The organism is Erwinia magellanica (genome assembly GCF_039023495.1).
Lineage (GTDB): Bacteria > Pseudomonadota > Gammaproteobacteria > Enterobacterales > Enterobacteriaceae > Erwinia.
In genome coordinates this window covers 122,756-136,601 of the sequence record NZ_JBCHVC010000003.1, presented here as the reverse complement: position 1 = coordinate 136,601, position 13,846 = coordinate 122,756, and the positions used below count along the sequence as shown (strand labels likewise).

Annotated in this window: 11 protein-coding genes; 10 read left to right on the top strand and 1 reads right to left on the bottom strand. The window is 54.7% G+C overall.

What is annotated here, in order from left to right:
- Window positions 1–2: 2 nt before the first annotated feature.
- Complete coding sequence (leuA, locus tag AAH450_RS12335) at window positions 3–1,571, bottom strand: 2-isopropylmalate synthase (protein ID WP_342910486.1); 1,569 nt, start codon at window positions 1,569–1,571, stop codon at window positions 3–5.
- Between the two features lie 904 nt (window positions 1,572–2,475).
- Between leuA and ilvI the strand changes: the two genes are divergently transcribed.
- From ilvI to mraY, 10 genes are all read left to right on the top strand, one after another.
- Entirely contained in the window at window positions 2,476–4,200 is a 1,725-nt protein-coding gene (gene ilvI, locus AAH450_RS12330; protein WP_342910485.1) for an acetolactate synthase 3 large subunit, read from the top strand.
- A 2-nt stretch (window positions 4,201–4,202) separates the two neighbouring features.
- Window positions 4,203–4,694 (top strand): acetolactate synthase small subunit, encoded by a 492-nt coding sequence (gene ilvN, locus AAH450_RS12325; RefSeq protein ID WP_318788784.1) that lies wholly within the window; start codon window positions 4,203–4,205, stop codon window positions 4,692–4,694.
- A gap of 192 nt (window positions 4,695–4,886) precedes the next feature.
- Entirely contained in the window at window positions 4,887–5,897 is a 1,011-nt protein-coding gene (gene cra, locus AAH450_RS12320) for a catabolite repressor/activator (protein WP_318788785.1), read from the top strand.
- A 546-nt stretch (window positions 5,898–6,443) separates the two neighbouring features.
- The gene (gene mraZ / locus AAH450_RS12315) at window positions 6,444–6,902 is read left to right on the top strand and encodes a division/cell wall cluster transcriptional repressor MraZ (RefSeq protein WP_306208006.1); all 459 of its coding nucleotides are present in this window, start codon (window positions 6,444–6,446) and stop codon (window positions 6,900–6,902) included.
- A gap of 2 nt (window positions 6,903–6,904) precedes the next feature.
- On the top strand, window positions 6,905–7,846 hold the full coding sequence (rsmH, locus tag AAH450_RS12310) for a 16S rRNA (cytosine(1402)-N(4))-methyltransferase RsmH (protein WP_342910484.1): 942 nt from the start codon (window positions 6,905–6,907) through the stop codon (window positions 7,844–7,846).
- Window positions 7,843–8,163, top strand: coding sequence for a cell division protein FtsL (ftsL, locus tag AAH450_RS12305; protein WP_306208002.1), 321 nt, complete (start codon window positions 7,843–7,845; stop codon window positions 8,161–8,163). Before rsmH ends, ftsL begins: the two co-directional genes overlap by 4 nt.
- Before the next feature lie 8 nt (window positions 8,164–8,171).
- On the top strand, window positions 8,172–9,938 hold the full coding sequence (locus AAH450_RS12300; RefSeq protein ID WP_318788788.1) for a peptidoglycan glycosyltransferase FtsI: 1,767 nt from the start codon (window positions 8,172–8,174) through the stop codon (window positions 9,936–9,938).
- Window positions 9,925–11,412, top strand: coding sequence for a UDP-N-acetylmuramoyl-L-alanyl-D-glutamate--2,6-diaminopimelate ligase (gene murE, locus AAH450_RS12295; RefSeq protein WP_342910483.1), 1,488 nt, complete (start codon window positions 9,925–9,927; stop codon window positions 11,410–11,412). Before AAH450_RS12300 ends, murE begins: the two co-directional genes overlap by 14 nt.
- Entirely contained in the window at window positions 11,409–12,770 is a 1,362-nt protein-coding gene (gene murF, locus AAH450_RS12290) for a UDP-N-acetylmuramoyl-tripeptide--D-alanyl-D-alanine ligase (RefSeq protein ID WP_342910482.1), read from the top strand. The genes murE and murF overlap by 4 nt, the downstream gene beginning before the upstream one ends.
- Complete coding sequence (gene mraY / locus AAH450_RS12285; RefSeq protein ID WP_342910481.1) at window positions 12,764–13,846, top strand: phospho-N-acetylmuramoyl-pentapeptide-transferase; 1,083 nt, start codon at window positions 12,764–12,766, stop codon at window positions 13,844–13,846. The genes murF and mraY overlap by 7 nt, the downstream gene beginning before the upstream one ends.

Here is a 13,846-nt window from a genome sequence, read left to right as displayed (position 1 = left end):
GATTACACCGCTTCCTTTTGATCGTTGGTTTGTGCTTTGCGTTGCAGCTCCTGCTCGACCTGGCGAGCACGCCAGATGTTATTCAGGGCGTTAATCATCGCTTTAGCGGAGGATTCCACGATATCCGTAGCTAAACCAACACCGTGGAATTTGCGGCCGTTGTATTTCACTACAATATCAACCTGACCCAGCGCATCTTTGCCATGGCCTTTAGCTGTGAGCTGGTAGGAAACCAGTTCCGCATCAAATTCCGTAATACGATTCACCGCCTGGTAAACCGCATCGACCGGGCCGTTCCCGGTAGCCGCTTCCGACTTCACCTCATCACCGCAGGCCAGTTTTACCGAGGCCGTAGCCATAACGCTTGAGCCAGACTGCACGCTGAAGTAATCCAGGCGGAAATATTCCGGCTCTTCGTTCTGCTTGTTGATAAACGCCAGCGCTTCCAGGTCGTAGTCAAAGACCTGACCTTTTTTGTCAGCCAGCTTCAGGAACGCGTCATACAGGTTATCCAGGTTGTAATCATTCTCCTGGTAACCCATCTCATCCATGCGGTGTTTCACTGCGGCGCGTCCAGAGCGTGAAGTCAGATTCAGCTGGATTTTGTTCAGGCCGATCGATTCCGGCGTCATGATTTCGTAGTTTTCGCGGTTTTTCAGTACACCATCCTGGTGAATACCAGATGAGTGGGCGAAAGCGCCGGTGCCGACTACAGCTTTGTTGGCCGGAACAGGCATATTACAAATCTGGCTAACCAGCTGGCTGGTGCGATAGATCTCATGGTGGTTGATACGGGTTTGCAGGTTCATCAACTGGCTGCGGGTTTTAATCGCCATGATCACCTCTTCCAGCGCACAGTTACCGGCCCGCTCGCCCAGTCCGTTGATGGTGCCTTCCACCTGGCGCGCGCCAGCCTGAATGGCTGCCACGGCGTTGCCGGTTGCCATGCCTAAATCGTCATGGGTGTGCACGGACAGAATAGCTTTATCGATGTTAGGTACGCGGTTGCGCAGCTGGGTAAAGATGTTGCTGTACTCTTCCGGCAGGGTGTAACCCACGGTATCAGGGATATTGATGGTGGTAGCGCCGGCATTAATAGCGGCTTCCACTACGCGGCACAGGTCATCAATCGGCGTACGACCGCCATCTTCACAGGAGAACTCTACGTCGTTGGTATAGTTGCGGGCGCGTTTCACCATGGTCACGGCGCGCTCAATCACTTCCGGCAGTGTGCTGCGCAGCTTGGTTGCGATGTGCATCGGCGAGGTCGCCAGGAAAGTGTGGATGCGGTAAGCCTCAGCAACGCGCAGGGCTTCATAGGCCGCATCAATGTCTTTCTCTACACAGCGGGCCAGGGCACAAACACGACTGTTTTTTACCTGACGGGCAATGGTCTGCACCGATTCAAAATCGCCAGGCGAAGAGATCGGGAAGCCCACTTCCATCACGTCAACGCCCATACGTTCCAGCGCCAGTGCTATTTGCAATTTCTCTTTCACACTCAGGCTGGCCTGTAAGGCCTGTTCGCCATCACGCAGCGTGGTATCGAAAATAATAACTTGTTGGCTCATATGCATATTCCTTGTCGTGTTTGCCTCGCCGTAAAACGAGCATAAAAAAACCCGCGCATTGGCGCGGGTTCTTTAGTTTTGCAAGCCTGAATCAGTGATTCATTTCTTCGCCCACAAGTCTACCGCGCAATGGAGATGCGTTTAGTAGTAGACCGAGTAGGCGAACGGTACGAATCATTGAATCAGACCTCATTAATTTGCTGTTCCCTTATTGATACTTGATTTGCAGGGGCGATGTCAACCTGAGCAGTAAGGTTAAAATCGTTCAGCTTGTAAGGGGGCGGGAAAATTATTCTGGCGCTGCCGCTAAAGGCAGAACAAAAAGGAAGAGAGATTAGCAGAGCTTTTATTGGCAGCGCTTTAAAGAGGCCGGGGAGGAAAGTCTGTCCATAATAAAAACTTTTTAATCAATGGGTTGCACAGGAAAAGCGTAGAGTTAAACCCTGGGGATAGTCACCGGGCGTTCAGATAATTGTTTTTTAAAATTTATTCATACCAGCAGATAAAACTAAATAAGCGGCGATGTTTGAACAGGTAAACTTGAATTAGCGCGCTGGCCGCTGCAATAACAAAACGATCGCACTGCAAAAGAATTCGTTACCAGAAGAAACCCCTTTTCTTTCGCCCATTGTTCAGTGTAATTGTCGACAACTCCCGCTAAGCAGTAGTGCCTTGCGATGAAGATATTCAGTAAAAGCGGAGGCCAGGCGTTTGCCTGCTAACTTTTCTACGGTTATGGTATTTCATCAACGCATAAAAATAGCCAGGGATTCACCCTGTACCTGGGCGCTGGAAATGATTTCCAGCGTCTTTGCATAAACACAGGTTTTGACCTTATTCGCTCTCATTCTCACTTTTCCGGGGCTGAGCGGATAAATCACCACCTTAAAGCCTGGAGGCAAAAATGGAGATGTTGTCAGGAGCCGAGATGGTCGTTCGATCGTTAATCGATCAGGGCGTTAAGCATGTATTCGGCTACCCCGGCGGGGCAGTACTTGATATCTATGATGCGCTGCAAACCGTCGGCGGAATTGATCATGTGCTGGTCCGTCACGAGCAGGGCGCAGTGCACATGGCGGACGGCTATGCCCGTTCTACCGGCGACGTTGGGGTGGTGCTGGTCACCTCCGGTCCGGGTGCGACTAACGCCATTACCGGTATCGCTACCGCTTACATGGACTCTATCCCGCTGGTGGTGCTCTCCGGGCAGGTTCCCTCTTCATTGATTGGTTATGACGCCTTCCAGGAGTGCGACATGGTCGGCATCTCCCGTCCTGTGGTGAAGCACAGCTTTATGGTGAAGCAGGTGGAAGAGATCCCAACCATTATAAAGAAAGCGTTCTGGCTGGCCGCCAGCGGACGGCCGGGGCCGGTGGTTATCGATCTGCCGAAAGATATGATGAGTCCGGCGAATAAACTGCCTTACGTCTGGCCAGATGAAGTGAGCATGCGCTCCTATAACCCTACGACTCAGGGGCATAAAGGCCAGATCAAGCGCGCTTTACAAACGCTTCTGGCTGCAAAGAAACCGGTTATCTACGCTGGCGGCGGCGTGGTGAATGCGGAGTGTCACGGCGAACTGCGTCAGATAGCGGAAACATTGAATCTGCCTGTGGCCTGTTCACTGATGGGGCTTGGCGCTTTCCCTGGTACGCATCGCCAGTGCGTGGGCATGCTGGGCATGCACGGAACCTATGAAGCCAACATGACCATGCATAACGCCGACGTGATTTTTGCCGTGGGCGTGCGTTTTGACGATCGTACCACCAATAATTTAGCCAAATATTGCCCCAACGCTACCGTGCTGCATATTGATATCGATCCTACTTCTATCTCTAAAACGGTGGCGGCAGATGTGCCAATCGTCGGGGATGCGAAACAGGTTCTGACGCAGATGATTGAGCTGTTAGGGCAGAGCGATAAAGAGCAGGATTTCGACAGCCTGCGTGACTGGTGGCAGAGCATCGACCAGTGGCGTGCGCGTCACTGCCTGGAGTTCGATCGCGAGAGCGGGAAAATCAAACCTCAGGCAGTCATTGAAACTATCTGGCGGCTGACCAAAGGCGAGGCGTATGTGACCTCGGACGTGGGCCAGCATCAGATGTTCGCCGCGCTCTATTATCCGTTTGATAAGCCACGTCGCTGGATCAACTCGGGCGGCCTGGGCACGATGGGCTTTGGCCTGCCTGCTGCGCTGGGCGTGAAGCTGGCGCTGCCTGAAGAGACCGTGGTCTGTGTGACCGGTGATGGCAGTATCCAGATGAACATTCAGGAGCTGTCTACGGCGTTGCAGTACGGCCTGCCGGTTCTGGTGCTGAGCCTTAACAACCGCTTCCTGGGCATGGTGAAACAGTGGCAGGATATGATCTACTCAGGCCGTCACTCTCAGTCTTATATGGAGTCGCTGCCCGATTTTGTGAAGCTGGCGGAAGCCTACGGGCATGTTGGGATTGGCATCTCTCATCCCGAAGAGCTGGAGGCGAAACTGACGCAGGCGCTGGAAGAGTTGGGCAAAGGGCGACTGGTCTTTGTGGACGTCAACGTCGACGGAACTGAACACGTTTACCCGATGCAGATCCGCGGTGGCGGAATGGACGAAATGTGGCTTAGCAAAACGGAGAGGACTTAATTATGCGTCGTGTTTTATCAGTACTGCTGGAAAACGAATCCGGCGCATTGTCCCGTGTTGTGGGGCTTTTCTCTCAGCGTGGCTACAACATTGAGAGCCTGACCGTGGCCCCCACTGACGATCCCACGCTCTCGCGCATGACTATCCAGACTGTGGGCGATGCGAAAGTGCTGGAGCAGATCGAAAAGCAGCTGCACAAGCTGGTGGACGTGCTGCGCGTTACCGAACTTGGCCAGGGCGCTTTTGTAGAGCGCGAAGTCATGCTGGTGAAGATCCAGGCAACGGGCTATGGCCGTGAAGAGGTGAAACGCAGCGCCGAAATCTTCCGCGGGCAAATCGTTGATGTCACTCCTTCGCTTTATACGGTTCAGCTTGCCGGTACCAGCGACAAGCTGGATGCGTTTCTTAACACCGTCCGCGAGGTGGCGGAAATTGTCGAAGTTGCCCGTTCCGGCATCGTTGGCGTTTCCCGCGGCGACCGTATCATGCGGTAAAAGCGGCCACGGCCACGCTTTTTTTCTGCTAACCCAGCGTAATGCTGGGTTTTTTATTTTTGTCTGAAAGCTGTCGCAGAAGTAAAAGCGGTTGCTCACTAAACTATTCTGCTGTTAGATGTAACAAATGTCTTATCCATAGCCGCGACGCGGCTATTTTCTGCGCCATTCTGGCGTAAGCGTGGGGATATTGTGAAACTGGATGAAATTGCGCGCCTGGCCGGTGTGTCGCGCACGACGGCCAGCTATGTTATCAATGGCAAAGCCAAGCAGTATCGTGTCAGCGACAAAACTGTCGAGAAAGTCATGGCAGTGGTGCGCGAGCATAATTACCATCCCAATGCGGTGGCGGCAGGCCTTCGTGCAGGACGGACCCGTTCAATAGGGCTGGTTATTCCCGATTTGGAGAATACCAGCTATACGCGTATCGCTAACTATCTGGAACGACAGGCTCGCCAGCGGGGTTATCAGCTGCTGATTGCCTGCTCTGAAGATCAGCCTGACAACGAAATGCGCTGCGTAGAGCATCTGCTTCAGCGGCAGGTGGATGCCATTATTGTCTCGACCTCTTTACCGCCTGAACACCCCTTCTATCAGCGCTGGGTTAACGATCCCTTACCGATTGTCGCGCTGGACCGTGCGCTGGATCGTGAACACTTCACCAGTGTGGTTGGCGCCGATCAGGATGATGCCGAGATGCTGGCCGCTGAATTGCGTAAGCAGCCGGTGAACTCCGTTCTCTTTATGGGCGCATTACCGGAGCTTTCTGTGAGTTTTCTGCGCGAGATGGGCTTCAGGGATGCGTGGAAAGGGGATGAGCGAACTATCGACTACATCTATGCCAACAGCTTTGAACGGACAGCTGCCGCTGCGCTGTTTGAAAAATGGCTGGAAACCCATGAGATGCCCGATGCGCTGTTTACCACCTCTTTTGGTCTGTTACAGGGCGTAATGGACGTTACGCTTAAGCGTGAAGGACGTCTGCCCAGCGATTTAGCCATTGCCACCTTTGGCGATCATGAGCTGCTGGATTTCCTCGACTGCCCTGTGCTTGCGGTCGGCCAGCGTCACCGGGACGTAGCTGAGCGGGTACTGGAGTTGGTGCTGGCAAGCCTGGATGAACCGCGCAAACCCAAGCCCGGATTAACGCGAATTCGCCGTAATCTTTATCGTCGTGGACGGTTAAGCCGTAAGGTTAGTTAACATTTAGACATAAAAAGGCAGCTCGCTGCCTTTTTATCATTTTCAATTAACTTCCTGCCAGTGATGAAATTTCTCCTTTAAAAGTTTTTGTACTTTTCATTCTCACTTTTCCGGGTAAATAAAAGTAAAGGCAACAAGCCTGCGGGAATGTCTTTATCTAAATTTGTTCAATTATTAAAAATTCAGGACAATGCGCGCGGCTTAAGCACAGGCGCGGCGTGAAGAGGGTAGGATTACCTTAGGAAATACCCTAAAATGCCCGCCACGTCGCAGCATTACAGGCCCAGGCTTAAAATTGCAGCGGTGGCATATTTTTGAACAAACTCATTTTTGCGCAAAAATTCCTGCCACTATTCATAAGTTTATTTTTGAATTCTTTACAAAATCGCATTCTTTTTAACTCCTTCCTCATTTTAACGGCTAAAGAAATAATTCTCTTTGCGGTATCTGGCGGCTTGACAATGATTTCCTCCGCTCCGTAAACTCCCTCGGTGGGAATTTGTGGTGTAAAGTGGTGAACAGGGGAAATCGGAGGGTGAGACTGGCATGTTCCGTGGGGCAACGTTAGTCAATCTCGACAGTAAGGGGCGGCTCGCCGTTCCAACGCGTTATCGCGAAACGCTGATCGGGGAATCACAGGGTCAAATGGTCTGTACCATTGACCTTCACCAGCCATGCCTGCTGCTTTATACCCTGCCCGAATGGGAAATTATTGAACGTAAACTGGCTCGCTTATCGAGCATGAATCCCGCAGAGCGCCGTGTTCAGCGCCTGTTACTGGGACATGCCAGCGAGTGTCAGATGGATAATGCAGGGCGCCTGCTGGTAGCCACCACGCTACGCCAGCATGCGAACCTGACCAAAGAAGTGATGCTGGTTGGGCAGTTCAATAAATTTGAGCTGTGGGATGAACAGACCTGGTATCAACAAGTCAGGGAGGATATTGACGCAGAGCAGTCGACTCAGGACCCGCTTTCTGAGCGCTTGCAGGATTTGTCATTATAGCTATGCAGGAAAATTTCAAACATACCACGGTGCTGTTAGATGAGGCGGTCAACGGCCTCAACATCAAGTCTGACGGCATCTATCTTGATGGCACCTTTGGCCGGGGTGGACATTCGCGCCTGATCCTCTCACAACTGGGAGAGCAGGGCCGTCTCTATGCGATTGACCGTGACCCACAGGCGATTGCCGCCGCCGCAGAGATTTCAGATCCACGCTTTACTATTATTCATGGTCCGTTTTCGGCGCTGGCAGAGTATGCTGAGGAGCGGGGACTGACCGGGAAAATCGACGGTATTTTGCTGGATCTGGGCGTCTCTTCGCCACAGCTTGACGATGCCGAGCGTGGCTTTTCCTTTATGCGCGACGGCCCGCTGGATATGCGCATGGACCCGACCAGAGGCCTCTCGGCCGCACAGTGGCTTCTTCAGGCGGAAGAGAGCGATATTGCCTTTGTATTGAAGACGTTCGGTGAAGAACGCTTTGCCAAACGTATCGCCCGCGCCATCGTTGAGCGCAATCGCGAACAGCCAATGACCCGGACAAAAGAGCTTGCTGATGTGATTTACGTCGCAACACCGGTGAAAGACAAGTTCAAGCATCCAGCCACGCGCAGTTTTCAGGCGATCCGTATCTGGGTAAACAGCGAGCTGGAAGAGATTGAAAAAGCGCTGAAAGGATCGCTGGCCGCGCTGGCGCCCGAGGGGCGCCTGTCAGTGATCAGCTTCCACTCACTGGAAGATCGAATTGTTAAGCGCTTTATGCGTGAGCAGAGCCGCGGTCCGCAGATCCCCGCCGGGATCCCGATGACAGAAGCGCAGCTGAGCAAGCTGGGCGGCCGCCATCTCAAGGCGCTGGGCAAAATGATGCCTGATGAAAGAGAAGTGGCGGAAAACCCGAGAGCCCGCAGCTCGGTTCTGCGTATTGCTGAACGGACGGCGTCATGATTGGCAACGAGCGGCACAGCCTGCCGGGCGTTATCGGCGGCGACATTCTTCGTCACGGTAAAATCCCACTTATCCTGGCCGTTGCCGTGCTGGTGTCTGCGGTTCTGGTAGTTACCACGGCGCATAAAACGCGCCTGCTGACTGCTCAGCGTGAACAGTTAGTGCTGGAACGGGATGCGCTCGATATTGAGTGGCGCAACCTGATTCTGGAAGAGAATGCCCTCGGCGATCACAGCCGTGTGGAGAGGACGGCAACGGAAAAACTGCAAATGCAGCACGTCGATCCCTCGCAGGAAAACATCGTGGTACAACCATAAGGGATGGAATGAAATCCGCAGCTAAGAAGTTAAAGCGCAATGAAGATCAGGCCAGCTTTGTCAGCTGGCGTTTTGCGTTGCTGTGCGGCTGCATTTTACTGGCTCTGGGCGGGCTGCTTTCCCGCGTTGCTTATCTACAGGTTATTAATCCCGATAAGCTGGTGCGGGAAGGTGACATGCGTTCGCTGCGCGTGCAGGCCGTTCCCACTGCCCGCGGCATGATTACCGACCGCGCGGGCCGCCCCCTTGCGGTTAGCGTCCCGGTTAATGCTATCTGGGCTGACCCGAAAGAACTTCACGATAAGGGCGGTATTACGCTCGACAGCCGCTGGAAAGCTCTGTCAGACGCGCTCTCTATCCCGCTCGACCAACTCGCCGCCCGCGTTAACGCCAATCCTAAAGGTCGGTTTGTCTATCTGGCCCGCCAGGTGAACCCGGCGATTGGCGATTACATCAAAAAGCTCAAGCTGCCCGGCATCTTCCTGCGTGAAGAGTCCCGCCGCTACTATCCGGCAGGGCAGGTAACTTCGCACTTGATCGGCTTTACCAATATTGATGGTCAGGGCATTGAAGGCGTTGAAAAAAGCTTTGATAAGTGGCTGACCGGCCAGCCGGGCGAGCGCACGGTGCGTAAAGACCGGTTTGGACGCGTTATTGAAGATATCTCCTCCGTGGATAGCCGGGCTGCACACAACCTCGCTCTGAGCATTGATGAGCGCTTGCAGGCGCTGGTCTACCGCGAACTGAACAATGCCGTGGCTTTTAACAAAGCGGAATCGGGTACGGCGGTCCTGGTGGATGTTAATACCGGCGAAGTACTGGCGATGGCTAACAGCCCGGCCTATAACCCGAACAACCTCACCGGTACGACCAAAGACGTGATGCGTAACCGCGCCATCACCGACATCTTCGAGCCGGGTTCAACCGTCAAGCCGATGGTGGTAATGACCGCCCTGCAACACGGTGTGGTAAAAGAAAATAGCGTACTGAATACCGTGCCATATCGCGTTAATGGTCATGAAATCAAAGACGTGGCGCGCTATAACGAACTGACCCTGACCGGGGTTCTACAGAAATCGAGTAACGTCGGTGTGTCAAAGCTGGCGTTAGCGATGCCATCCTCAGCGTTAGTAGATACTTACGCGCGCTTTGGATTGGGAAAGGCGACCAATTTGGGGTTGGTCGGAGAAAGCAGTGGCTTATATCCTCAAAAACAACGGTGGTCTGACATAGAGAGGGCCACCTTCTCTTTCGGCTATGGGCTAATGGTAACGCCGTTACAGTTAGCGCGAGTCTACGCCACGATCGGCAGCTATGGCGTTTTTCGTCCACTGTCGATTACCAAAGTTGACCCGCCTGTTTCGGGGCAGCGCGTGTTTCCTGAAGAGCTGGTTCGCACCGTAATGCACATGATGGAGAGCGTAGCGCTCCCTGGTGGCGGTGGTGTGAAGGCGGCTATCAAAGGTTATCGCATCGCCATCAAGACCGGTACGGCGAAGAAAGTCGGGCCGGATGGGCGTTACGTCAATAAATATATCGCTTATACCGCAGGCGTTGCGCCTGCAAGCCGTCCTCGTTTTGCGCTGGTGGTGGTGATCAACGATCCCCAGGCTGGCAAATATTACGGTGGTGCAGTTTCTGCACCGGTGTTTGGCGCCATCATGGGCGGCGTGTTGCGCACCATGAACATCGAACCTGATGCGCTGCCGCCAGCCCCAACGGATAAAAACGAGATGGCAGAGAACAGAAGAGAGGGATCCAGTGACCGATCGTAGCCTGCGCGACCTACTTGCCCCGTGGGTGCCAGCGGCCCCTGAGCGGGCGCTGCATGAAATGATCCTGGACAGCCGTCTGGCGGCGTCCGGCGATCTGTTTGTCGCTATTAAAGGCCATGCGGCAGACGGGCGCCGCTTTATTTCACAGGCTATCGCTCAGGGCGTAGCTGCCGTCATTGCCGAAGCGGAAGGTGAGGCCGAAGATGGTCATGTCACTGAAAAACATGGCGTTCCGGTTATTTACCTCTCACAACTTTCACAGCGTCTTTCTGCGCTGGCAGGCCGCTTCTATCAGCAGCCTGGCGAAAAGCTTCGCCTGATTGGCGTGACCGGCACCAACGGCAAAACCACCACTACTCAGCTGCTGGCGCAGTGGGGCCAGCTTCTGGGAGAAACGGGTGCGGTAATGGGAACCGTTGGCAACGGACTCTATGGTCACCTTGTGCCAGCGGAAAATACCACCGGGTCGGCAGTGGATATCCAGCATACGCTGCATTCACTGGTTGAGCAGGGTGCGACGCTGGCCGCAATGGAAATATCCTCACATGGCCTGGTTCAGCACCGGGTGGCGGCGCTGCCTTTTGCTGCGGCTGCCTTTACCAACCTGAGCCGCGACCATCTCGATTATCACGGTGACATGACGCGCTACGAAGCCGCGAAGTGGCTGTTGTTCTCCGAGCATCAGGTAGGCCAGGCGATTATCAACGCCGATGACGAAGTGGGCCGCCGCTGGTTGCAGCTGCTGCCGGACGCCGTTGCCGTAACCCTGGAAGATAATCTGCAACCGGGCTGTCATGGACGCTGGCTGAAAGCCACTAACGTAAAATATCACGACAACGGCGCCACCCTCCGCTTCGACTCCAGCTGGGGCGAGGGGGAAATTGAGAGCCGCCTGATGGGCGCATTCAACGTCAGCAACCTGCTGGTCGCGCTGGGCACGTTGCTGGCGCTGGGCTATCCGCTGGCGTCGTTAGTCGCCACGGGGAGCCATCTTCAGCCGGTGACCGGACGTATGGAGGTGTTCAGTGCGCCAGGTAAGCCAACCGTAGTAGTCGATTACGCACATACGCCTGATGCGTTAGAAAAAGCGCTGGAAGCTGCCCGTCTGCACTGCACCGGTAAATTGTGGTGCGTCTTTGGCTGCGGCGGCGATCGTGACAAAGGCAAGCGCCCGTTAATGGGTGCCATTGCCGAGCAATTTTCTGATGTGGTGGTCATTACCGACGACAACCCACGCAGCGAAGATCCTGCCGCTATCGTGGCCGATATTCTCTCCGGGCTGCTTGATGCAGGCCGTGCCCGCGTGGTGGCCGGTCGTGCAGAAGCTGTCACTAACACGGTTATGCAGGCGCAGGAAGGGGACATTGTTCTGGTCGCCGGAAAAGGCCATGAAGATTACCAGATTGTCGGCACGCGTCGGCTGGATTACTCAGACCGCAGCACGGTCGCCCGTTTACTGGGGGTGATGGCATGATCGCACTCACTTTGCAAAAGCTGGCAGAGCTGACGGGAGGGACGTTGTACGGCAGCGATCTTTCTATTGCTGAAGTCACTACCGATACGCGCAAAGTTACCGCTGGTTGCCTGTTTGTCGCCCTGAAGGGGGAGCGTTTTGATGCGCACGACTTCGCAGGTGATGCCATGGCCGCCGGTTCGGCAGCTCTGTTGGTTAGTAAGCACTTACCCGTTGCTGTGCCGCAGGTAGTTGTGGCGGACACGCGTCTCGCGCTCGGCCAGCTGGCTGGCTGGGTTCGCCAGCAATCCCAGGCACGTATTGTGGCGCTGACCGGCTCTTCCGGAAAAACCTCCGTCAAAGAGATGACTGCCGCTATTCTGCGGGAATGTGGTGAAACCCTCTATACCGCTGGAAATCTTAATAACGATCTCGGCGTTCCGCTTACCCTGCTGCGCCTTAACCCACAGCACCGCTATGCGGTGATTGAGTTAGGGGCCAACCATCAGGGCGAGATCGCCTACACCACCAATATTACCCGGCCAGAGTCCGCGCTGGTGAATAACCTGGCGGCGGCGCATCTGGAGGGATTTGGTTCGCTGGCGGGCGTGGCAAAAGCCAAAGGGGAGATTTTCCAGGGCTTGCCGGTTAACGGCACGGCTATTTTAAATGCGGACAGTAACGACTGGCCGCACTGGCAGCAAACCCTGCACAGTAAAACCGTGTGGCGTTTCTCATCCGAACCGCAGGCCGAAAGCGATTTCACCGCGACGGATGTACAGATCACCAGCACCGGCACGCACTTTATGATGATTACCCCAGCGGGCAGCGTTGCCATCCAGCTGCCGCTGCCGGGCCGCCATAACATCGCCAATGCACTGGCGGCAGCGGCGCTGGCGCTCTCTGTCGATGCGCCGTTAAGCGCCATCCAGAAAGGGTTGACCCATCTCAAAGCGGTACCCGGCCGTCTGTTCCCGGTGCTGTTAGCGGAGAATAAGCTGCTGCTGGATGACAGCTATAACGCCAACGTCGGGTCGATGACTGCGGCAGCTCAGGTGCTTGCCGATATGCCTGGCTACCGGGTGATGGTGGTAGGCGATATGGCGGAACTGGGTGATGAAGCTGAAGAGTGTCACCGTGAGGTGGGCGAAGCGGCTCGCCTGGCTGGCATCGATAAAGTGTTAAGCACCGGAAAGTTGAGTCATATCATCAGCGAGGCCAGCGGAAAAGGCGAACATCTTCAGGATAAAGCGGCCATCACGGCGCGCCTTCAGACGCTGCTCGCTGAGCATCCCGTTATCACTATTTTAGTTAAAGGTTCACGTAGTGCCGCCATGGAGCAGGTAGTACAGAGCTTACAGGAGAATGGAACATGTTAGTCTGGCTGGCCGAGCATCTGGTCACTTTTTATTCTGGCTTTAACGTCTTTTCCTATCTGACGTTTCGCGCCATTGTCAGCCTGCTGACCGCTCTGTTTATCTCCTTGTGGATGGGGCCGCGGATGATTGTCCGCCTACAGGAGATGTCCTTTGGCCAGGTAGTGCGTAACGATGGCCCGGAATCGCATTTCAGTAAACGCGGCACGCCAACCATGGGCGGGATTATGATCCTGTTCTCCATCACCGTTTCCGTGCTGATGTGGGCTTATCCCTCTAACCCCTATGTCTGGTGCGTGCTGGTGGTGCTGGTAGGGTTTGGCATCATTGGCTTTGTGGATGATTACCGCAAAGTAGTGCGCAAAGATACCAAAGGGCTGATCGCCCGCTGGAAATATTTCTGGATGTCGGTGATCTCGCTGGGGGTTGCCTTTGCGTTATACGCTGCCGGTAAAGGGACACCGGCCACGCAGCTGGTGGTTCCCTTCTTCAAAGACGTGATGCCGCAGCTGGGCCTGTTCTATGTGGTGCTGGCTTATTTCGTGATTGTGGGCACGGGCAACGCCGTTAACCTGACGGATGGCCTGGATGGTCTGGCAATTATGCCTACCGTATTTGTCGCGGCTGGTTTCGCTCTGGTGGCCTGGGCAACAGGTAACGTCAAGTTTGCTGAATATCTGCACATTCCTTATTTACGCCATGCGGGCGAGCTGGTGATTGTCTGTACCGCCATTGTGGGGGCCGGCCTCGGCTTCCTGTGGTTCAACACCTATCCGGCCCAGGTCTTTATGGGCGACGTCGGTTCTCTGGCTCTGGGCGGCGCGCTGGGTACCATCGCGGTTCTGCTTCGTCAGGAGTTCCTGCTGGTGATCATGGGCGGCGTATTTGTGGTGGAAACGCTGTCGGTGATTTTGCAGGTTGGCTCGTTTAAATTACGCGGCCAGCGTATTTTCCGCATGGCGCCAATCCATCACCATTACGAACTGAAAGGCTGGCCGGAACCGCGCGTTATCGTGCGCTTCTGGATTATTTCTCTGATGCTGGTGCTGATTGGCCTGGCAACGCTGAAGGTGCGGTAA